Here is a 21,418-nt window from a genome sequence, read left to right as displayed (position 1 = left end):
ATCACAATGGTGAACCTGTCTTTTGATTTAAAAGAAATGCCGTTTTATAAATGAGTGAAGTGAAGACGTCATCTCTTTGTCATTTTGCCACCAGCGGCGGTTGCGTGGCAAAAGCACAAAGGTAACGTCGTTTCGCTGCTTTTAGTGTAGCCAGGTACCCACTCCCTTCCGGTGGCAAATCCGGAAAGATTGTCGGCGTTCTCTTAAAAAAAGACACAGGATCACGGCGATGAAAACACGAAAGATTGGACTGGCTAACTACCTGGCCTACGGCGCGGGCGATTTCCTCGGCGCCGGCACCACGGCGCTAACCGCCGCATGGCTGCTCTACTTTTACACCACCTTCTGCGGACTCTCTCCGATAGAAGCCACGCTGATATTCGCTTCCGCCCGCGTACTGGATGCGGTGGTGAGCCCGCTGATGGGCTTTCTCACCGATAACTTCGGCACCACCTGGCTCGGCAAGCGCTTCGGCCGCAGAAAATTCTTTATTCTGCTCGGCATCCCGTGCGTATTCAGCTACTCGGCGATGTGGGTTGGCGAGATGGGCTTCTGGTACTACCTGCTCACCTATCTGCTGTTTGATATGGTCTACACCATGATTCTGGTGCCCTACGAGACGCTGGTGCCGGAGATGACCGATGACTTTAAACAGAAAACCAAATTCTCCGGCGCGCGCATCTCAATGGCGCAAATGTCGGCGATTTTAGCCTCCTTTCTGCCGGGGATCCTCCTTACCTGGCTCGGCAAAGACAATGCCAGCTCGTTCTTTTATGCCAGTCTGGTGTTCTCGGTCCTGTGCGCGGTGATGCTGACCTTCGTCTGGTGTTTCACCTGGGAGCGGCCGCGTGAGGCCTGGTCAGAGGCGGCGCTGCGGGCGGAAGCGGAAAAACAGAACTTAACCCTCGCCCAGAGCCTCAATCGCCTGGTGATTGAGCTGAGCTCCACGCTGCGGATAAAAATTTTCCGCCAGCACCTCGGCATGTATCTGGGGGGCTATATCGCCCAGGACGTCTTCAATGCCGTGTTCACCTATTACGTGGTCTTTGTTCTGATGCAGGAGGCCTCTGTCGCCTCGAATCTGCTGGGAACGATGGCGATTTTCCAGTTTATCGCCGTGATCGCCATGATCCCGCTGTGCATTCGCTTTGGCCCCGCGCCGTCGTACCGCATGGTGGTGGTCCTCTTTGGCCTGAGCTCGCTCTCCTATGCGCTGCTCTATTACGCCGGACTGAGCGACGTCTATTCGTTATTGCTGCTCATCTCTGCTGTCGCCGGACTGGGACGCGGCGGGATTAACTACGTACCGTGGAATACCTACACCTATATTGCCGACGTCGACGAAGCGATCACCGGCCAGCGCCGGGAGGGGATTTTTGCCGGCATCATGACGCTGACCCGCAAAGCCTCGCAGGCGGGGGCGGTGATGCTGGTGGGCATCATCATGCAGCTGTCGGGGTTTGTCTCCGGGCAAAAAATACAGCCTGAAGGGGTCAGCCATACCATTTTGCTGATCCTCAGCGTCGGCACGCTGGTGGTCTTAGCCTGCGGCTTCCTCGTTTCGCTGCGCTTCAAACTCAATCTGCATACCCACAGCGTCCTGCGCAGCGAAACCCTAAGAATGCGCGAAAGCGGTCACGCCCAGCCGGAACTGACCAGTGCAGAACACCGCGCGGTCGTCGAGATGCTGGCGGGGATGCCCTACGACTGCCTGTGGGGAAATAACAATATTGGCTACCTGAATCGTCATAAACCTGCTGCCCCGGCGCTCACCCAGGGCGGCGCTTTGAATTCGACATATACCCGAGGTTAACAACATGAAAGTTTGGCCGGTAAAACATAGCCCATTACTCTGTCAGCCTGAGCGTTTTATCGCCCGTAGCGAACTGCAGGCGCTCATCCGCAACGTGACGCAAAACCTGGTGAATATTAAGGATGAGAGCGGGCAATTTTTACTGCGCCTGGATGACGGGCGCGTTATTGATACCAAAGGCTGGGCCGGCTGGGAGTGGACCCACGGCGTCGGGCTGTATGGCATCTATCAGTATTATCAGCAAACCGGCGATCTCGAGATGCGCGATATCATTGACCGCTGGTTTGCCGACCGTTTCGCCGAGGGGGCAACGACCAAAAACGTCAACACTATGGCGCCGTTCCTGACCCTGGCCTATCGCTTTGAAGAGACCGGATGTAAGGCGTATCTGCCGTGGCTGGAGAGCTGGGCGGAGTGGGCAATGTATGAGATGCCGCGTACCGAGCAGGGCGGCATGCAGCACATCACCCTGGCGGAAGAAAACCACCAGCAAATGTGGGATGACACCCTGATGATGACCGTGTTGCCGTTAGCCAAAATTGGCAAGCTGCTTCACCGTCCGCAGTATGTGGAGGAGGCGACCTATCAGTTCCTGCTCCACGTGCAGAACCTGATGGACCGGGAAACCGGGCTGTGGTTTCACGGCTGGAGCTATGACGGTCGGCATAATTTTGCCCGGGCGCGCTGGGCGCGGGGCAACAGCTGGCTCACTATGGTGATCCCGGATTTTCTTGAGTTAGTGGATCTCCCGGAAGGGAATGCGGTACGGCGCTATCTGACCGAGGTGCTGAACGCGCAAATTGCCGCCTTAGCGAAATGTCAGGACGACAGCGGCCTGTGGCATACCCTGCTGGACGACCCGCACTCTTATCCAGAGGCCTCGGCGACCGCCGGCTTTGCCTACGGCATACTCAAAGCGGTGCGCAAGCGATATGTCGGGCAGCACTATGCCGGGGTGGCTGAAAAAGCGATTCGCGGAATTGTGCAGAATATTTCGCCGCAGGGGGAGCTGCTGCAGACTTCCTTTGGCACCGGAATGGGGTCAGACCTTGATTTCTATCGCCAGATCCCGCTCACCTCGATGCCCTACGGCCAGGCTATGGCGATCCTCTGTCTGACCGAGTATCTGCGCAAGTATTTCTGAGCAGGAGACCCCGCAGGCGCGGCGCCTGAAAAAACTAACCCGGCTTTCGCCGGGTTGGTTTTACATACGTTCGACGGTTTCGATACCGAGGGTATCGAGACCCAGCTTGAGGGTTTTCGCCGTCAGCAGCGCCAGCTTCAGGCGGCTGTTGCGGGTCGCTTCGCTTTCCGCGCTGAGGATCGGGCAGTGCTCGTAGAAACCGGAGAACAGGCCCGCCAGATCGTAGAGGTAGGCGCACATCACGTGCGGCGTCCCTTCGCGAGCGACCACGGAGAGGGTCTCTTCAAACTGCAACAGGCGCGCGGCCAGCTGGGCTTCGCGATCTTCCGCAATCACCACCGGCGCGTCGGTGAGGGCGTTTTCGTCAATCCCGGCTTTGCGGAACACGGAGAGCACGCGGGTATAGGCATACTGCATATACGGCGCAGTGTTGCCTTCGAACGCCAGCATATTATCCCAGTCGAAAACGTAGTCGGTGGTGCGGTTTTTCGACAGGTCGGCGTATTTCACCGCGCCGATACCCACCACTTTCGCCAGATTTTCCAGCTCATCAGCGGACATCTCCGGGTTCTTCTCGGCCACCAGGCGACGCGCGCGCTCCAGCGCTTCGTCCAGCAGATCCGCCAGCTTCACGGTGCCGCCGGCGCGGGTTTTAAACGGCTTGCCGTCTTTACCCAGCATCATGCCGAACATATGGTGTTCCAGCGGAACGGAGTCCGGCACATAGCCTGCTTTACGCACGATGGTCCACGCCTGCATCAGGTGCTGGTGCTGACGGGAGTCGATGTAGTAGAGCACGCGGTCGGCGTGCAGTGTTTCATAGCGATACTTCGCACAGGCGATATCGGTAGTGGTATAGAGGTAGCCGCCATCCTTTTTCTGGATGATGACGCCCATCGGTTCGCCTTCTTTGTTTTTATACTCATCAAGGAACACCACGGTGGCGCCTTCGCTCTCCACGGCCAGCCCTTTGGCTTTCAGATCGGCGACGATCCCCGGCAGCATCGGGTTGTACAGGCTTTCGCCCATCACGTCATCGCGGGTCAGCGTCACATTCAGGCGATCGTAGGTGATCTGGTTCTGCGACATGGTGATGTCCACCAGCTTACGCCACATCTGCAGGAAGTACTCATCGCCGCCCTGCAGCTTAACCACGTAGCTGCGCGCGCGCTCGGCGAAGGCTTCGTCTTCGTCGTAGTGTTTTTTCGCTTCGCGATAAAAACCTTCGAGGTCGGCCAGGGCCATCTCGCCGGCGTTTTCCTGCTGCTGTTTTTCCAGATACGCGATCAGCATGCCGAACTGGGTGCCCCAGTCGCCGACGTGGTTGGCGCGGATCACCTTATGGCCCAGGAACTCCAGGGTACGGACCGAGGCATCGCCAATGATGGTCGAACGCAGATGGCCGACGTGCATCTCTTTCGCCACGTTTGGCGCCGAGTAGTCGACGACGATGGTCTGTACCTGCGGCGTGGCGACGCCCAGGCGTTCTGACTGCAGCGCGCGGTTGACGTTGTCCGCCAGGAACGCGGGGTCGAGGAAAATATTGATAAAGCCCGGCCCGGCGATTTCAACCTTGCTGGCAATGCCGTTGAGGTCAAGATGAGACAGTACCTGCTCTGCAAGTTGTCGCGGCGCCATGCCCAGCTTTTTGGCGACAGCCATCACGCCGTTGGCCTGATAGTCACCGAACTGAACTTTTGCTGACTGGCGGACCTGAGGTTCGCAATCGGCAGGCGCGCCTGCCGCGATCAGGGCCTGGCTGACTTTTTCTGAGAGAAGAGCCTGAATATTCACCGGAATACCTTACGTGTAATGCGCCAGCCCCCGAGGGAGGCGGCGCCGGAATGTGGACAAATTAGGGCGGGAGTATACTGCATTTGTCCCCGTCCGTCAGCATCGCGCGCGGCGCGGCGGCATGGGCAATCCATCGTCGGTCGGTCACGCAGCGGCAGGGTGGCGGTTGGTCCGCGGCCTAAAACACGGTAGATTAGCCTTTTTATAATTGATGAACATAAGTGACGAGCAAACCCATGGCGAACTGGCAGCAGATTGAACAACTGGCCGATATTACGGCGGATCTCCCGCGATTTTCCGATGCGCTACAGCGCTTCGCTGCGCGACTGGGACTGGAGATCGGCGGGCTCGACGCCGACCATATCTCCCTGCGCTGTCATCAGAACGCCACCGCGGAGCGCTGGCGCAGTGGGCTGGCGCAGTGCGGAACCCTGCTGTCGGAGAATATGATCAACGGTCGGCCTATCTGCTTGTTTAAACTGGCGGAGCCGGTCTGCGTGGCGCACTGGCGCTTTCATATCGTTGAGCTGCCGTGGCCGGGTGAAAAGCGTTATCCCCATGAAGGCTGGGAGCATATTGAAATTGTCCTGCCCGGCGATCCGGCTACCTTAAATGCCCGCGCTCTGGCGCTGCTGGCCGATGACGGACTCAGCCTGCCGGGGATCGTCGTCAAAACCAGCTCGCCGAAAGGGGAACATGAGCGTCTGCCGAATCCCACCCTGGCGGTCACCGACGGCAGCGTGACGGTCAAATTTCACCCATGGTCTATTGAACAAATCGTCGCCAGCGAGCAAGCCGATACATAACAGTGTGAAGCCGCGCGGCGTCTGCCGCGTGAAATCATGACATGCTGAGAAGGTTGTCTGGATCAGGGAGTGAACAATGGCGGTACTGGAAGTATGTTGTTACAGCGTGGCGTGCGCCCGGGAGGCTGAGCGCTCCGGCGCCGATCGTATTGAACTCTGCGCCGCGCCGCAGGAAGGGGGACTAACACCCTCTTACGGGGTGCTGGTCTCGGTCCGCGAGGCGATTACCCTCCCGGTGCATCCGATTATCCGCCCGCGCGGCGGCGATTTCTGCTACACCGAAGAGGAGTTCGCCGCGATGCTTGGCGATATCCGCATGGTGCGGGAGCTCGGCTTTCCCGGGCTGGTGACCGGCGTGCTGAATGCCGATGGTCAGGTCGATATCCCGCGGATGAAAAAAATAATGGCCGCGGCCGGGCCGCTGGCGGTGACCTTTCATCGCGCGTTCGATCTGTGCGCCGACCCGCGTCAGGCCTGGGAGACGCTGGGTGAGCTGGGGGTTAAACGTATCCTGACTTCCGGTCAGCAATCCTCGGCGGAGAAAGGTATTTCATTAATTACGGAACTTATTGCCGCAGGGGATACTCCAATCATTATGGCCGGTGCGGGAGTGCGCGCCGCGAACCTGCCGCTGTTTCTGCAGGCGGGGGTGAAAGAGGTTCATAGCTCTGCAGGCCAGTGGTTGCCATCGGAAATGCGCTTTCGTCATCCAGGCGTTTCGATGTCAGCCGATCCCGATGCGGACGAATACAGACGCTACGCCGTCAATGGCGCAGCGGTGGCGGAGATGAAAAAGATAATTTCCGCTGACAGAAGTTAAACGGTTTTTGCTGCACATCATGTCGCCCAATATGATGATTGCCCGTACCAGGCCCCTGCCCATTAAACAGGGGCCTTTTTTTATCTCGCTTTCTTCGCCAGCGACTGCTGCGTTTCCGGTTTGGTGGCGATAATCACCGCGCGCAGCGGCGCCGGATAGCCTTCCACGGTTTTGCGCTGATCCTGTGGGTCGAGGAAATCGGCCAGCGATTCGCTGGTCATCCATTCGGTGCGCCGCTGCTCTTCCGTCGAGGTGACGCAGGCGTCGACGATGCGCACATCGATAAACCCGCACTTCTCCAGCCACATTTTCAGGGCCGCCGCGGAGGGAATAAAATAGACGTTGCGCATCTGCGCATAGCGATCGCCCGGAACCAGCACCGTATTTTCATCGCCTTCGACCACCAGCGTCTCCAGTACCAGCTCGCCACCCGGCGCCAGCTGATCTTTCAGCTGCCACAGGTGGTCCAGCGGCGAGCGGCGATGGTAGAGCACGCCCATCGAGAACACGGTGTCAAAGGCCTCCAGCGCCGGGAGCTGCTCGATGCCCAGCGGCAGGAGATGCGCCCGCTGGTCGTTGCCAAGCAGCTTACGCACCGCTTCAAACTGGCACAGGAACAGCTGGGTGGGATCGATGCCGACCGCCAGATGCGCGCCCGCGCCGATCATCCGCCACATGTGATAGCCGCTGCCGCAGCCCACGTCGAGGATGGTCCGTCCGCTAAGATCGGACAGATGCGGCAGGACGCGCTCCCATTTCCAGTCGGAGCGCCATTCGGTATCGATGTTGATGCCATACAGCGAATAAGGGCCTTTGCGCCATGGCATCAGGTTTTTAAGCAGGTTTTCTACCCGCAGCCGATGGCCTTCGCTGAGCGGCGTTTCGCTTTCGGCGGTGACGCTGTGCAGGAGGTCCAGACGCCAGGGCGTTAATTCCGGAAGAAACTCAACGGCGCGCTCCCATTCGCGAAACTTGCCGTGCAGGGCCTCGCGCTGCCAGGCGGCTACCTGGGCAGGCAGCGTCTCCAGCCAGTGAGACAGCGGGCTTTTGGCGATCAGCTGATAAAAGTTACTGAAGTCGATCATGCCTGCTCCCCGGATTTTACTGCCACCAGCGAGCCAAAGTTAAAGCACTGGAACCACAGTTCAGCATGTTCGAACCCCGCCTGACGCAGGCGTTTTTTATGGGTTTCCACAGAGTCGGTCAGCATCACGTTTTCCAGCATGCTGCGTTTCTGGCTAATCTCCAGCTCGCTGTAGCCGTTCGCGCGCTTAAAGTCATGATGCATATTGAACAGCAGCTCACCGACGTGGGCGTCTTCGAAGCTGAATTTCTCCGAGAGCACCAGCGCGCCGCCGGGATTCAGCCCCTGATAGACTTTATTCAGGATCGCCTGACGATCGCCCGGCTCAAGGAACTGAATGGTAAAGTTCAGGATCACCAGCGAGGCGTTTTCAATGGCCACATCGCGGATATCCCCTTCAATCACCTCGACCGGCGTCGGCGCTTTATAGGCGTCAATATGGCGACGGCAGCGCTCCACCATCGCCGGGGAGTTGTCGATGGCGATAATGCGACATCCCGGATGGCTAATATTGCGGCGCACGGAGAGGGTGGCGGCGCCCAGCGAACAGCCAAGATCGTAAACCTGGGTGTGGGGCTGAACGAAGCGCTCGGCCAGCATGCCGATCATCGAGATGATATTGGAGTAGCCAGGCACAGAACGCTGGATCATATCGGGGAAGACTTCAGCAACCCGTTCATCAAAGGTCCAGTCGCCGAGGCTGGCAATCGGCGCGGAAAAAAGCGTATCGCGGTGAGACATAACGTTAAACCCGAAAAAACGAAAACGGCGTATTGTGCGCTAACGGAGGGAGAAAACCAACTCCCAGGGCATATACCAGAGATTGGCCAGCACCATCAGCAACAACGCGCACCAGGTGGCGCTCATGCCGGAACGGCGCCAGTGGTAGACGCGGTGATGAAAACCCCAAGAGTGCATCAGTCGTCCGACGATCAATAAAATGCCGCAAACGTGCACCATCCAGGTCTGGGCGCCGTTCATCTCCATAAATAACAGTAAAATGAGGCCAATCGGCACATATTCGACGGCATTGCCGTGAACGCGGATGGCGACCTGCAGCTCGCTGAAGCCGCCGTCGCCGTAGCCTACATGGTATTGGGTGCGCAAACGCACCACGTCAAATGAGAACTTCACTAACAATAACGCACCTAAAACGGCATACAGCGCGCTGACCATACGAAAACTCCCTTTAACTCTGGCAGATGGCTCCGGATATGATAGCAGGATATCAGAAAAGAGAAGATTGCTGCGGAATCGACGGCGCATTTCCTGCCGCCGGCAGGGCGGCGCGCAGATCGCCCCACAGGGTATCGACCAGCGTCGGCGCGTAGGCAATATCGGGGGTATGCAGGAACAGCCACGGCGTCCCTGACTGATGCCATTTCGGCAGCGTCTGCAGCCAGACGCGAAACAGTTCCCGGTTATGGACCATATCGTCGCCGCCGATAAAGCGCACCATTGGCTGCCGGGCGGTCATCACCGCATGCACCGGCACCTTCGGTTTCTTTTGTTGCGCGTCGATCATCGCCGGACTGGTGGCCGCGGCGCTATGGACCGGGCGGCTGTCGAGGATCACGCGGTTGACGCTGCGCTGGTGCAGCCCGCGGTTGAGCTGCTGTTCTGCTTCCCCTTTGGCGAAGAACTCGGGGTGACGAACTTCGACGCCGTAGGTGAAATCCTTCGGCAGTGCGTCGAGAAAATGCCATAGCGCCGGGAGATCGCGAGGGCCGAAGGTCGCCGGCAGCTGCAGCCAGTACTGGCCGATGCGCGAGGCCAGCGGCGCCAGGCGGGTGAAGAATTCACGGCTTAAATCGTCGCAGTGGCGCAGGGCGGCCTGGTGCGAGATAGTCGCCGGGAATTTAAAGCAGAAGCGGAAGTCATCGTGGGTCTGCTCGTACCAGCGGGCGACAATCTCCGGCTTCGGTAGCGCATAAAGGGTGGTGTTGCCCTCGACGCAATTGAAGTGGCGGGCGTACTCTTCAAGGCTGGTGATGCCAAGGCGCACCCATTTCGGGTGCGACCACTGGGGAAGCCCAATATAAATCATAACGCGGCGAGGATCTCCTCGGTGCTGCGCACGCGGCCGATGCGCGGGAAAATATGCGTCATGCTGCCCTGATGCTGCTCGGCGGAGGCGGCGCTGCAGGCATCTTCGGCAATGACCAGGTTAAAACCCAGCTCCCAGGCGTTGCGGGCGGTGGATTCGACGCCGATGTTGGTGGCGATGCCGCAGAGAATAATGGTGTCGATACCGCGGCGACGCAGCTGAAGCTCAAGGTCGGTGCCATAGAACGCGCCCCACTGGCGTTTGGTCACTTCGATATCGCTCTCCTGCTTACCCAGCGTGGCCGGATAGGTCCACCAGTTCTCAGGCAGCGTATGCGCCCCGGCCTGCGCGTCGACAGGCTGTTTCAGCGCTTCGGCGAAATCTGCCGACCAGCCGACGCGGACCATGATGACCGGCGAACCCTGTTGTCGGCACTTGTCTGCCAGGCGGGCGGCGCGAGCCACCACCTCGTCAGCCCGATGTGGGCCGCCGGCAAAAGGCAGAATGCCTTCCTGCAGATCGATCACCACCAGCGCCGTGTTTTTCGCATTGAGTTCTAACATGGTATCCCCGTATCTTCATCTGTTGTCAGGCGGCTACAATACCTTTGCGGCTTCAGCAAAAGGGTAACAAATTTTGTTAATTTATGTGAGTGTGGACGTTAAGCGCGCAGCAAAGCAGCGTACATCGTGCGTCGGACTTATCGAACGACAGAATTTCCAGTATAATAGCCGCCTTTTTTCATTCAGTTGTGACATCAGCTAAAGCTGCGACCTCGTCGCCTGCAGGGCAGACGACAATCCGCCGACGGCTAAGTTAAGGGATATCTCATGCGTACAGAATATTGCGGACAGCTTCGACAGTCCCACGTTGGGCAGCAGGTGACTCTGTGTGGTTGGGTCAACCGCCGTCGCGATCTCGGTAGCCTCATTTTTATCGATATGCGCGACCGCGAAGGCATCGTTCAGGTGTTTTTCGATCCGGATCGTGCGGATGCGTTGAAGTTAGCCTCTGAACTGCGTAATGAGTTCTGCATTCAGGTCACTGGCACCGTTCGCGCGCGTGAAGAGAAAAACATCAACGCGGACATGGCCACCGGCGCTATCGAAGTGCTGGCTTCCGATCTGACGATCATTAACCGCTCAGAATCGCTGCCGCTGGACTCCAATCACGTCAACACCGAAGAAGCGCGTCTGAAATACCGCTACCTCGACCTGCGTCGTCCGGAAATGGCGCAGCGTCTGAAAACCCGCGCGAAAATCACCAGCTTTGTGCGCCGCTTTATGGATGACCATGGCTTCCTCGACATCGAAACCCCGATGCTGACCAAAGCCACCCCGGAAGGCGCCCGCGATTACCTCGTGCCTTCCCGCGTGCATAAAGGCAAATTCTACGCGCTGCCGCAGTCGCCGCAGCTGTTCAAACAGCTGCTGATGATGTCCGGCTTCGACCGCTACTATCAGATCGTCAAATGCTTCCGCGATGAAGACCTGCGTGCCGACCGTCAGCCTGAATTTACCCAGATCGACGTGGAAACCTCCTTTATGACCGCGCCGCAGGTGCGTGAGATCATGGAAGCGATGGTGCGTCAGCTGTGGCTGGAGATTAAAGGCGTCGATCTGGGCGACTTCCCGATCATGACCTTCGCCGAAGCCGAACGTCGCTACGGCTCCGATAAACCGGACCTGCGTAACCCGATGGAGCTGGTGGACGTCGCCGACCTGCTGAAATCAGTGGAGTTCGCGGTCTTTGCCGGCCCGGCCAACGATCCGAAAGGGCGCGTGGCGGCGCTGCGCGTGCCGGGCGGGGCTTCTCTGACCCGCAAGCTGATCGACGAATACGGCAACTTTGTCAAGATCTACGGCGCGAAAGGGCTGGCCTATATTAAAGTGACCGAACGTGCCAAAGGCATGGACGGGATCAACAGCCCGGTGGCCAAGTTCCTGACCGCTGAAATCGTGGAAGCGATCCTCGACCGCACCGGCGCGCAGGACGGAGACATGATCTTCTTCGGCGCCGACAACAAGAAAGTGGTGGCCGACGCGCTGGGCGCGCTGCGTCTGAAGCTGGGCAAAGATCTGAGCCTGACTGACGAGAGCAAATGGGCGCCGCTGTGGGTGATCGATTTCCCGATGTTCGAAGATGACGGTGAAGGCGGCCTGACGGCGATGCACCATCCGTTCACCTCGCCGAAAGATATGACGGCGGACGAGCTGAAAGCTGCGCCGGAAGAGGCCGTGGCCAACGCCTACGATATGGTCATTAACGGTTATGAAGTCGGCGGCGGTTCGGTGCGTATCCACCGCGGCGACATGCAGCAGACGGTATTTGGTATTCTGGGCATTAACGAACAGGAACAGCGTGAGAAATTCGGCTTCCTGCTCGATGCGCTGAAATACGGTACCCCGCCGCATGCGGGCCTGGCGTTCGGTCTTGACCGTCTGACCATGCTGCTGACCGGCACCGATAACATCCGCGACGTTATCGCTTTCCCGAAAACCACCGCGGCCGCCTGCCTGATGACCGAAGCGCCAAGCTTCGCCAATCCGGCGGCGCTCAGTGAACTGGGTATTCAGGTTGTGGAGAAAGAGGCAAAAGCGTCTCTGGAGAACAAGTAATATGTCATTTAAGCTGCCCGTTTCGGTGCTGGTGGTGATTTACGCCGAAGATACCAAACGGGTGCTGATGTTGCAGCGGCGCGACGATCCCGCGTTCTGGCAGTCGGTCACCGGCAGCCTGGAAGCAGGAGAGACCGCGCTGCAGGCCGCCGCGCGTGAAGTAAAGGAAGAGGTCGCCATTGACGTTGCCTGCGAGCAACTGACCTTAATCGACTGTCAGCGCACGGTGGAGTTCGAGATATTTTCTCATTTGCGTCATCGCTATGCGCCGGGAGTGGAGCGTAATACGGAATTTTGGTTCTGTCTTGCGCTGCCTCATGAGCGGGAAATTACCTTTACCGAACATCTGGCCTACCGCTGGGTCAGCGCGACGGAAGCCGCTGCGCTGACCAAGTCGTGGAGCAACCGGCAGGCGATTGAAGAATTTGTAATTAACGCCGCCTGAAAGGGCGCGCTTTTTGGAGAGTTTTTTATGGCAGGTCATAGTAAATGGGCCAACACCAAACACCGCAAAGCGGCACAGGATGCCAAGCGCGGTAAAATCTTTACGAAAATCATTCGCGAACTGGTTACCGCAGCGCGTCTGGGCGGCGGCGATCCGGCGTCCAACCCGCGTCTGCGTGCGGCGGTGGATAAAGCGCTGTCTAACAACATGACCCGCGACACCCTGAACCGCGCCATCGCGCGCGGCGTCGGCGGCGATGAAGACGCGAACATGGAAACCATCATTTATGAAGGCTATGGCCCTGGCGGTACCGCGGTGATGGTGGAATGTCTGTCCGACAACCGTAACCGTACCGTTGCGGAAGTGCGTCACGCCTTCACTAAAACCGGTGGTAACCTCGGCACCGACGGTTCCGTCTCCTACCTGTTCAGCAAAAAAGGCGTCATCTCCTTCGAGAAAGGCGATGAAGACACCATCATGGAAGCGGCGCTGGAAGCTGGCGCTGAAGACGTGGTGACCTATGACGACGGCGCGATCGACGTCTACACCGCCTGGGAAGAGATGGGCGCCGTGCGCGACGCGCTGGAAGCCGCTGGCCTGAAAGCCGACGCTGCCGAAGTCTCGATGATCCCGTCCACCAAAGCGGATATGGATGCCGAGACGGCGCCGAAGCTGCTGCGTCTGATCGATATGCTCGAAGACTGCGACGACGTGCAGGAAGTGTACCATAACGGCGAGATCTCCGACGAGGTCGCAGCCACCCTGTGATGCAGTCGCATCCACGGTTAACCGGAGGCGCGTGATGGCTATTATTCTCGGCATTGACCCGGGGTCGCGCGTTACCGGTTATGGCGTGATCCGTCAGGTTGGCCGGCAGCTGAGCTACCTTGGCAGCGGCTGTATCCGCACCAAAGTGGACGATTTGCCGTCGCGGCTGAAGCTGATCTACGCCGGAGTGACGGAGATCATCACCCAGTTCCAGCCTGACTTTTTCGCCATTGAGCAGGTCTTTATGGCCAAGAATGCCGACTCGGCGTTAAAGCTCGGGCAGGCGCGCGGGGTGGCGATCGTGGCGGCGACCAATCAGTCGTTACCGGTGTTTGAATATGCCGCCCGCCAGGTTAAGCAGACGGTTGTCGGCATCGGCAGCGCTGAAAAGAGTCAGGTCCAGCACATGGTGCGCACCCTGCTCAAGCTGCCTGCCAATCCGCAAGCGGATGCGGCGGATGCGCTGGCGATCGCCATCACCCATTGCCATGTCAGCCAGAATGCCGCGCAGATCAGCGAGACCCGGCTCAATCTGGCGCGAGGGCGCTTACGATAATCGCAAATCAGGCTGGATATCTATCCAGCCTTTTTTTATGATACCGCCAGATACTTAGACCATAACGCAGGAGCCCCACGTGATAGGCAGACTCAGAGGCATCATTCTCGAAAAACAACCCCCGCTGGTGTTGCTGGAAACGGCGGGCGTCGGCTATGAAGTGCACATGCCAATGACCTGCTTCTATGAGCTGCCGGAGGCCGGGCAGGAGGCGATTGTCTTCACCCACTTTGTGGTGCGTGAAGATGCCCAGCTGCTGTATGGGTTTAACAACAAACAGGAGCGTACCCTGTTTAAAGAACTGATCAAAACCAACGGCGTAGGGCCAAAGCTGGCGCTGGCGATCCTCTCCGGCATGTCGGCGCAGCAGTTCGTCAACGCCGTTGAGCGGGAAGAGGTCGCCTCGCTGGTGAAGCTGCCGGGGATTGGCAAAAAAACCGCTGAACGCCTGATCGTTGAGATGAAAGACCGCTTCAAAGGGCTGCACGGCGATCTGTTCACCCCGGCCGCCGATCTGGTACTGACCTCACCGGCAGGCCCGACGGCGGACGATGCCGAGCAGGAAGCGGTTGCCGCGCTGGTCGCGCTGGGCTATAAACCGCAGGAGGCCAGCCGGATGGTCAGCAAGATCGCGCGCCCGGACGCCAACAGTGAAACGCTAATCCGCGAAGCGCTGCGCGCCGCGTTGTGAGGTAAGGGATGATTGAAGCAGACCGGCTGGTATCGGCAGACAGCAGCGGCTTCGAAGAGGCCGCTGACCGCGCCATCCGCCCAAAATTGCTGGCAGAGTATGTCGGCCAGCCGCAGGTGCGTTCGCAGATGGAGATCTTTATCCAGGCGGCGAAGCTGCGCGGCGACGCCCTCGATCACCTGCTGATTTTTGGCCCGCCAGGGTTGGGGAAAACCACCCTGGCCAATATCGTCGCCAATGAAATGGGGGTGAATCTGCGTACCACCTCCGGCCCGGTGCTGGAGAAAGCGGGCGATCTCGCCGCGATGCTCACCAACCTTGAACCGCACGATGTGCTGTTTATCGATGAGATCCATCGCCTCTCGCCGGTGGTGGAAGAGGTGCTCTATCCGGCAATGGAAGATTACCAGCTGGATATCATGATTGGCGAAGGTCCGGCGGCGCGCTCGATTAAAATCGACCTGCCGCCGTTTACCCTGATCGGCGCCACCACCCGGGCCGGTTCATTGACTTCGCCGCTGCGCGACCGCTTTGGCATCGTGCAGCGTCTGGAGTTCTATCAGATCCCCGATCTGCAGCATATTGTCAGCCGCAGCGCCCGCCATATGGGGCTGGAGATGAGCGACGAGGGTGCGCTGGAAGTGGCCCGCCGTTCACGCGGCACGCCGCGTATTGCCAACCGTCTGCTGCGTAGGGTGCGTGACTTCGCGGAAGTGCGCCACGACGGCACCATCTCCGCCGACATTGCCGCCCAGGCGCTGGATATGCTCAACGTCGATGCGGAAGGGTTCGACTATATGGACCGCAAGCTGCTGCTGGCGGTGATAGATAAGTTCTTCGGCGGACCGGTGGGGCTGGATAACCTCGCCGCCGCGATTGGCGAAGAGCGGGAAACCATTGAAGATGTGCTGGAGCCCTACTTAATTCAGCAGGGTTTTCTGCAGCGTACGCCGCGGGGAAGAATGGCGACGGTGCGCGCCTGGAATCATTTCGGGATTACGCCGCCGGAGATGCCGTAGTTCGCTACGGATGTGTCGTTCATCGGGAGACCCGGTCAGCAGCGCGACCGGGTTTTTCATTTTTAGCTGGCGGCTTTTTTCGTCATGCTGAGAATAAACAGCGCCGCGGCGCACAGCACCACCGATGGACCGGCCGGCGTGTCGTAGAAAGCCGAGAAGGTTAACCCGCCGGTGACGGCCAGCATGCCCACGCTCACCGCCACGGCGGCCATCTGCTCCGGCGTGCGGGCAAAACGGCGGGCGGTGGCGGCCGGGATAATCAGCAGGGAAGTGATGATCAGCGCCCCGACGAACTTCATCGCCACGCCGATAGTCAGGGCGGTGACCAGCATCAACAGCAGCTTGACCCGCTGCAGCTTCACACCATCGACAAACGCCAGGTCCGGACTGATGGTCATCGCCAGCAGATTCCGCCACTGCCAGAGCAGAATGCCAATCACAATCACCACGCCCATGGCAATGGCGATCAGGTCCTGCGGGGTGACCGCCAGCAGATCGCCGAACAGGTACGCCATCAGATCGACGCGGACGTTAGACATCAGGCTGACCACCACCAGCCCCAGGGAGAGCGCGCTGTGCGCCATGATGCCCAGCAGGGTATCGATCGCCAGATGCGGCCGTTTTTCCAGCCATACCAGCCCGCCGGCCAGCAGCAGGGTGACGGCGATCACCGCATAAAACGGATTGACGTTCAGCAGTAAACCGAAAGCGACGCCGAGCAGCGAGGCATGCGCCAGCGTGTCGCCGAAATAGGACATACGGCGCCAGACCACAAAGGAGCCCAGCGGGCCAGCGGCGCAGGCCAGCATCATCCCGGCCAGCCAGCCAGGTAACAAAAGTTCAATCATTAGCGGCTGTTTCCCCGACGCAGTACAATTCGCCCCTGAAGATCGTGGCGGTGATTATGGTGATGGCGGTAGATCCCCAGCTGTTCCGCGCCGCGTGGGCCGAACATGGAGATAAACTCCGGATGCATTGAGACGACCTCTGGTGCGCCGGAGCAGCAGATATGCTGGTTCAGGCACAATACCTCGTCGGTTTTGGCCATGACCAGATGCAGGTCGTGGGAGACCATCAGCACCGCGCAGTCCAGCTCATGGCGCAGCTGGTCGATAAGATCGTAGAGCGCAACCTGGCCATTGACGTCGACGCCCTGGGTCGGTTCATCCAGCACCAGTAGCTGCGGGCGATTGAGCAGGGCGCGAGCCAGCAGCACGCGCTGGGTTTCTCCGCCGGAAAGTTTTTGCATCGGGGCGTCGATCAGATGCCCGGCCTGCACGCGCTTCAGCGCCGGCAGGATGTCGTCTTTGCGGGTGCCTGGACGCAAACGCAGGAAGCGGCTGACGGTCAGCGGCAGCGTGGCGTCGAGATGCAGTTTCTGCGGCACATAGCCTATCCGCAGGCGTTCTTTGCGCTTGATAACACCCTCTGTCGGTGCTACCAGCCCCAGAACCACCCGCACAAGCGTCGATTTGCCGGCGCCGTTGGGGCCCAGCAGGGTCAATATTTTGCCTGGCGTGAGAGCCAGCGAGATGTCAGACAGCACGCGGCGTTGGCCAAAGGCCACCGAGACATTTTCCAGCGTTACAAGGTTTGTCATAATCATTTAGGGGTTGCACAAGCTAGTGAATGTTATAATATCACATCACACTCACTCGTTTCGATGACTAGACGCATTATGTTACATAAAAATACGCTTCTTTGCGCTGGACTTGGCGCTGTTTTTTTGTTCGCACAGGTACCGCAGGCCAGTGCCGCCGTGGTGACTTCCATGAAACCGCTGGGCTTTATCGCGGCGGCTATCGCCGATGGGGTTACCGACACCCAGGTGCTGCTGCCCGATGGCGCCTCCGAGCATGATTATTCTCTCCGTCCTTCCGATGTAAAACGCTTACAGAACGCAGACTTAGTGGTGTGGATCGGTCCGGAAATGGAAGCCTTTATGGATAGGTCGACGCAAAGCATTGCGGCGAATAAAAAGGTGACTATCGCAGAGCTGGATGGGGTCAAACCGCTGCTGATGACCGGCGCTGACGACGATGACGATCATCATGGTCATGACCATGGCGCAGCGGAAAAAAGTGACGGCGATCACCATCACGGTATCTACAATATGCATCTGTGGTTATCCCCAGAGATAGCGCGGCTTTCGGCGGTTGCAATCCACGATAAATTATTGGAACTTATGCCGCAGAGTCGAGCCAAACTCGACAGCAACCTGCAGCAGTTCGAGGCCGCGCTGGCGGCGACCGACAAGCAGGTTAGCAATGAGCTGGCACCGCTGAAAGGAAAGGGCTATTTCGTTTTTCATGACGCCTACGGTTACTTTGAAAAACACTACGGTTTGACCTCGCTGGGGCATTTTACCGTCAACCCTGAAATACAGCCCGGTGCGCAGCGTTTACACGAAATCAGAACACAACTGGTTGAGCAGAAAGCCACTTGCGTTTTTGCTGAGCCACAGTTCAGGCCAGCGGTTATCGAAGCTGTTGCCCGGGGCACGTCTGTGCGCATGGGGACCCTGGATCCACTGGGTAGCGGAATTAAGCTGGGTAAAGCGAGTTACCCGCAATTCCTCACCCAGCTGGCGAATCAGTATTCGAGCTGCCTGAAAGGAGATTAACGAGGAAGTGAATACGTGCAACAGATAGCCCGCGCTGTCACTCAGGCATTTAACAATCTGCCACGACCTCATCGCGTCATGCTGGGGTCGCTTAGCGTTCTTACCTTAGCGGTCGCCGTCTGGCGACCCTACATTTACCACCCGGAATCCGCCCCCATCGTCAGAACCATTGAACTGGAAAAAAGCGAGATCCGCTCCCTGCTGCCGGAAGCCTCCGAGCCGATCGACCAGGCCCCGCAGGAAGAAGAAGCCATTCCTCAGGATGAACTCGACGAAAAAGCCGATAGCGATGCCGGCGGGCACGAATACGTGGTGTCGACCGGCGATACCCTCAGCAGCATCCTGAACCAGTACGGTATCGATATGGGTGATATCGCCCAGCTCTCCTCCGCCGATAAAGAGTTGCGTAATCTGAAGATTGGCCAGCAGCTCTCCTGGACCCTGACCGCCGACGGCGATCTGCAGAGTCTGACCTGGGAGATGTCCCGCCGCGAAACCCGCACCTACACCCGCGTGGCTAACGGCTTTAAAATGAGCAGCGAGCTGCAGAAAGGCGACTGGGTCAACAGCGTGCTGAAAGGCACCGTCGGCGCCAGCTTTGTCTCCAGCGCGCGCGATGCCGGGCTGACCAGCACGGAAATCAGCGCGGTGATCAAGGCCATGCAGTGGCAGATGGATTTCCGTAAGCTGAAGAAAGGCGATGAGTTCTCGGTATTGATGTCGCGCGAAATGCTTGACGGCAAACGCGAGCAAAGCCAGCTGCTTGGCGTGCGTCTGCGTTCTGACGGGAAGGACTACTTTGCCATCCGTGCCGAAGACGGAAAATTCTACGACCGCAACGGGACGGGGCTGGCGAAAGGCTTTATGCGCTTCCCGACGGCGCGTCAGTTCCGCGTCTCCTCTAACTTTAACCCGCGTCGTCTGAACCCGGTCACCGGGCGCGTCGCGCCGCACCGTGGCGTCGATTTCGCGATGCCGCAGGGAACGCCGGTGCTGGCGGTGGGTGATGGCGAAGTGGTGGTGGCCAAGCGTAGCGGCGCCGCAGGGTATTACGTGGCCATCCGCCACGGCCGTACCTATACCACTCGCTACATGCACCTGCGTAAGCTGCTGGTGAAGCCGGGGCAGAAAGTGAAGCGCGGGGATCGTATTGCGCTGTCGGGGAATACCGGACGCTCAACCGGGCCGCACCTGCACTACGAAGTGTGGATCAACCAGCAGGCGGTCAACCCGCTGACGGCGAAACTGCCGCGTACTGAAGGGCTGAGCGGTTCCGACCGTACCGATTATCTGGCGCAGGTCAAAGAGGTCGTTCCGCAGCTGCGGTTTGACTAACCACCGGTCAGTGGAAAGCCGGTGCCCCAGGGCGCCGGCTTTTTATTTTGTAGGATACCCAACGTCTCGCTACACTATCCCATTATCTTGATTAAGCAGTCGATCTGCGGATTGGGCATGGAAACGAAAAAAAATAATATTGAGTTTATCCCTAAGTTTGAAAAATCTTTTTTACTGCCGCGCTACTGGGGCGCCTGGCTGGGGGTCTTTGCCTTCGCCGGTATTGCGCTGACGCCGCCTTCCTTTCGCGATCCGCTTCTCGGCAAACTCGGTCGTCTGGTCGGGCGTCTGGCGAAAAGCTCGCGCCGCCGGGCGCAGATTAATTTGCTGTATTGCTTCCCGGAAAAAAGCGAGCATGAGCGGGAAACGATCATCGACGCCATGTACGCCTCGGCGCCGCAGGCGATGGTGATGATGGCCGAGCTGGGCCTGCGCGATCCGCAGAAAATTCTCGCCCGCGTCGACTGGCAGGGTAAAGCGATCATCGACGAGCTGCAGCGCAATAATGAAAAGGTGATTTTCCTCGTCCCGCACGCATGGGGCGTGGATATCCCGGCGATGCTGATGGCCTCCGGCGGGCAGAAGATGGCGGCGATGTTCCACAACCAGGGTAACCCGGTCTTCGATTACGTGTGGAATACCGTACGTCGTCGTTTTGGCGGAAGGATGCACGCGCGCAACGACGGGATCAAACCGTTTATTCAGTCGGTGCGCCAGGGTTACTGGGGCTACTATCTCCCCGATCAGGATCACGGCGCCGAGCACAGCGAGTTTGTGGATTTCTTCGCGACCTATAAGGCCACGCTGCCGGCGATTGGCCGTTTAATGAAGGTATGCCGCGCTCGCGTCGTTCCGCTGTTCCCGGTCTACGATGGCAAAACGCATCGCCTGACGGTGCTGGTGCGCCCGCCGATGGACGATCTGCTGGACGCTGACGATACAACGATCGCCCGGCGGATGAACGAAGAGGTGGAGGTGTTTGTTACGCCGCACACCGAGCAGTACACCTGGATCCTGAAGCTGCTGAAGACGCGCAAGCCGGGTGAAATCGAGCCCTACAAACGTAAAGAGCTGTACCCTAAGAAGTAGTCTGCAGGCGCGCCAGTGGGCATTCCCGGCTCACTGGCTATATTGCGTCAGCAACATCATGTTCTCAGCCGCAAGCCGGTAACGATACTCCGGTCGGCCGGTGATACCGTAGTGATTGCTGGTGTAGAGCACGTTGATCTGCTCCAGCCATATCAGGTATTTGCGGCATGAAACTCTGGAGATCTGCAGTGCCGCCGCCAGCTCATTGGTTGAAAAATCTCGCGCCTGATGAGCGATTATCCACCGGCACACCAGTCGAAGCGTTTGCGGCGTCAGCCCTTTCGGCAAGCGGCGGGGGCCGTCCTGTTGTTGAACCCCGCGGCGTAGCAGGGTGTCGATATCCGCCTGGGCGTAGCAGGATTTCGCTTGCTTCGCATCGCGTTTATTGCGCCAGGTTCGCAGGGCTTCCTCAAAGCGCGGAAACTGAAACGGTTTAATCAGGTAATCAACCACGCCATTGCGCAGCGCCGTCTGCACGGTGAGCGCATCGGCGGCGGACGTCATCATGATGACATCAATATTCCGCCCATCTGCGCGAAGCGCCGGCAGCAGGTCCAGGCCGCTCTCCTGTTGCATATAGACATCCAGCAGCAGCAGATCGATCGGCGCCAGATGGCTCAGCATCGCGTTGGCATCGGCGATCGTCGCCGCGACTCCGCAGCAGTGAAAATCAGCTACCTGGCTGATAAACAACCGGTTCAGTTCGGCCACCATAGGATCATCATCGACAATCAGCACATTGAACATGGGTGGTTCCCCCGAGTGG

General features: G+C 58.7%; 22 protein-coding genes. 13 read left to right on the top strand and 9 right to left on the bottom strand.

What is annotated here, in order from left to right:
* Window positions 1-229: 229 nt before the first annotated feature.
* Window positions 230-1,813, top strand: a complete 1,584-nt coding sequence (locus QLG03_RS01695) for an MFS transporter (RefSeq protein WP_048297823.1) — start codon at window positions 230-232, stop codon at window positions 1,811-1,813.
* A gap of 4 nt (window positions 1,814-1,817) precedes the next feature.
* Window positions 1,818-2,957, top strand: coding sequence for a glycoside hydrolase family 105 protein (locus tag QLG03_RS01690; RefSeq protein WP_048336026.1), 1,140 nt, complete (start codon window positions 1,818-1,820; stop codon window positions 2,955-2,957).
* Between the two features lie 60 nt (window positions 2,958-3,017).
* On the opposite strand, the gene argS is transcribed toward QLG03_RS01690, so the two are convergent.
* The gene (argS, locus tag QLG03_RS01685; RefSeq protein WP_004203428.1) at window positions 3,018-4,751 is read right to left on the bottom strand and encodes an arginine--tRNA ligase; all 1,734 of its coding nucleotides are present in this window, start codon (window positions 4,749-4,751) and stop codon (window positions 3,018-3,020) included.
* A gap of 236 nt (window positions 4,752-4,987) precedes the next feature.
* Between argS and QLG03_RS01680 the strand changes: the two genes are divergently transcribed.
* Both QLG03_RS01680 and cutC read left to right on the top strand, forming a co-directional pair.
* The gene (locus QLG03_RS01680) at window positions 4,988-5,557 is read left to right on the top strand and encodes a VOC family protein (RefSeq protein WP_255988040.1); all 570 of its coding nucleotides are present in this window, start codon (window positions 4,988-4,990) and stop codon (window positions 5,555-5,557) included.
* Between the two features lie 76 nt (window positions 5,558-5,633).
* Window positions 5,634-6,377: a copper homeostasis protein CutC gene (cutC, locus tag QLG03_RS01675; RefSeq protein WP_048297821.1), complete on the top strand. Its 744-nt coding sequence runs from the start codon at window positions 5,634-5,636 to the stop codon at window positions 6,375-6,377.
* An 80-nt stretch (window positions 6,378-6,457) separates the two neighbouring features.
* Here cutC and cmoB read toward each other — a convergent pair whose 3' ends face one another.
* Genes cmoB through QLG03_RS01650 form a run of 5 tightly spaced genes read right to left on the bottom strand, consistent with a single transcriptional unit; the run spans window position 6,458 to window position 10,071 of the window.
* Complete coding sequence (gene cmoB / locus QLG03_RS01670; RefSeq protein ID WP_023290258.1) at window positions 6,458-7,462, bottom strand: tRNA 5-methoxyuridine(34)/uridine 5-oxyacetic acid(34) synthase CmoB; 1,005 nt, start codon at window positions 7,460-7,462, stop codon at window positions 6,458-6,460.
* Window positions 7,459-8,202 carry a carboxy-S-adenosyl-L-methionine synthase CmoA gene (gene cmoA / locus QLG03_RS01665; RefSeq protein WP_004203422.1) on the bottom strand — a complete coding sequence of 248 codons (744 nt, stop codon included), beginning with the start codon at window positions 8,200-8,202 and terminating at the stop codon, window positions 7,459-7,461. Before cmoA ends, cmoB begins: the two co-directional genes overlap by 4 nt.
* A gap of 39 nt (window positions 8,203-8,241) precedes the next feature.
* Window positions 8,242-8,637, bottom strand: coding sequence for an MAPEG family protein (locus QLG03_RS01660; protein ID WP_008804243.1), 396 nt, complete (start codon window positions 8,635-8,637; stop codon window positions 8,242-8,244).
* Window positions 8,638-8,689: 52 nt separating this feature from the next.
* Window positions 8,690-9,508, bottom strand: coding sequence for a DUF72 domain-containing protein (locus QLG03_RS01655; RefSeq protein WP_048297820.1), 819 nt, complete (start codon window positions 9,506-9,508; stop codon window positions 8,690-8,692).
* A complete protein-coding gene (locus QLG03_RS01650; protein ID WP_032453393.1) occupies window positions 9,505-10,071 on the bottom strand; it encodes a hydrolase in 567 nt (188 codons plus the stop codon). The genes QLG03_RS01655 and QLG03_RS01650 overlap by 4 nt, the downstream gene beginning before the upstream one ends.
* A gap of 267 nt (window positions 10,072-10,338) precedes the next feature.
* Here QLG03_RS01650 and aspS point away from each other — a divergent pair, with 267 nt between their 5' ends.
* The 6 genes from aspS (at window position 10,339) to ruvB (ending at window position 15,605) form a co-directional block, all read left to right on the top strand.
* Window positions 10,339-12,126, top strand: a complete 1,788-nt coding sequence (gene aspS / locus QLG03_RS01645; protein ID WP_023290254.1) for an aspartate--tRNA ligase — start codon at window positions 10,339-10,341, stop codon at window positions 12,124-12,126.
* Between the two features lies 1 nt (window position 12,127).
* On the top strand, window positions 12,128-12,571 hold the full coding sequence (gene nudB, locus QLG03_RS01640) for a dihydroneopterin triphosphate diphosphatase (RefSeq protein ID WP_002911477.1): 444 nt from the start codon (window positions 12,128-12,130) through the stop codon (window positions 12,569-12,571).
* 27 nt (window positions 12,572-12,598) lie between these two features.
* Window positions 12,599-13,339 (top strand): YebC/PmpR family DNA-binding transcriptional regulator, encoded by a 741-nt coding sequence (locus QLG03_RS01635; RefSeq protein WP_002911459.1) that lies wholly within the window; start codon window positions 12,599-12,601, stop codon window positions 13,337-13,339.
* A gap of 34 nt (window positions 13,340-13,373) precedes the next feature.
* Window positions 13,374-13,895, top strand: a complete 522-nt coding sequence (ruvC, locus tag QLG03_RS01630) for a crossover junction endodeoxyribonuclease RuvC (protein ID WP_004203412.1) — start codon at window positions 13,374-13,376, stop codon at window positions 13,893-13,895.
* 79 nt (window positions 13,896-13,974) lie between these two features.
* Window positions 13,975-14,586: a Holliday junction branch migration protein RuvA gene (gene ruvA / locus QLG03_RS01625; RefSeq protein ID WP_002911454.1), complete on the top strand. Its 612-nt coding sequence runs from the start codon at window positions 13,975-13,977 to the stop codon at window positions 14,584-14,586.
* 8 nt (window positions 14,587-14,594) lie between these two features.
* Entirely contained in the window at window positions 14,595-15,605 is a 1,011-nt protein-coding gene (gene ruvB, locus QLG03_RS01620; protein ID WP_004148860.1) for a Holliday junction branch migration DNA helicase RuvB, read from the top strand.
* A 62-nt stretch (window positions 15,606-15,667) separates the two neighbouring features.
* Here ruvB and znuB read toward each other — a convergent pair whose 3' ends face one another.
* Together znuB and znuC are read right to left on the bottom strand one after the other, a co-directional pair.
* Window positions 15,668-16,453 carry a zinc ABC transporter permease subunit ZnuB gene (znuB, locus tag QLG03_RS01615; protein WP_180263548.1) on the bottom strand — a complete coding sequence of 262 codons (786 nt, stop codon included), beginning with the start codon at window positions 16,451-16,453 and terminating at the stop codon, window positions 15,668-15,670.
* On the bottom strand, window positions 16,453-17,205 hold the full coding sequence (gene znuC / locus QLG03_RS01610) for a zinc ABC transporter ATP-binding protein ZnuC (RefSeq protein ID WP_282473560.1): 753 nt from the start codon (window positions 17,203-17,205) through the stop codon (window positions 16,453-16,455). The genes znuB and znuC overlap by 1 nt, the downstream gene beginning before the upstream one ends.
* 78 nt (window positions 17,206-17,283) lie before the next feature.
* Between znuC and znuA the strand changes: the two genes are divergently transcribed.
* From znuA to lpxM, 3 genes are all read left to right on the top strand, one after another.
* Window positions 17,284-18,228, top strand: a complete 945-nt coding sequence (gene znuA / locus QLG03_RS01605; RefSeq protein WP_048336020.1) for a zinc ABC transporter substrate-binding protein ZnuA — start codon at window positions 17,284-17,286, stop codon at window positions 18,226-18,228.
* Window positions 18,229-18,243: 15 nt separating this feature from the next.
* On the top strand, window positions 18,244-19,563 hold the full coding sequence (gene mepM / locus QLG03_RS01600) for a murein DD-endopeptidase MepM (protein ID WP_023290249.1): 1,320 nt from the start codon (window positions 18,244-18,246) through the stop codon (window positions 19,561-19,563).
* A 117-nt stretch (window positions 19,564-19,680) separates the two neighbouring features.
* A complete protein-coding gene (gene lpxM / locus QLG03_RS01595; RefSeq protein WP_255987944.1) occupies window positions 19,681-20,652 on the top strand; it encodes a lauroyl-Kdo(2)-lipid IV(A) myristoyltransferase in 972 nt (323 codons plus the stop codon).
* Between the two features lie 30 nt (window positions 20,653-20,682).
* On the opposite strand, the gene dcuR is transcribed toward lpxM, so the two are convergent.
* Window positions 20,683-21,399, bottom strand: coding sequence for a two-component system response regulator DcuR (gene dcuR, locus QLG03_RS01590; RefSeq protein ID WP_255987943.1), 717 nt, complete (start codon window positions 21,397-21,399; stop codon window positions 20,683-20,685).
* Window positions 21,400-21,418: the final 19 nt, after the last annotated feature.

The sequence above is a fragment of the Klebsiella sp. V115_8 genome (genome assembly GCF_029967715.1).
Taxonomy (GTDB): Bacteria; Pseudomonadota; Gammaproteobacteria; order Enterobacterales; family Enterobacteriaceae; genus Klebsiella; species Klebsiella quasipneumoniae.
Note: the sequence above shows the minus strand (reverse complement) of the source record. Positions and strands in the feature narration are given on the sequence as shown.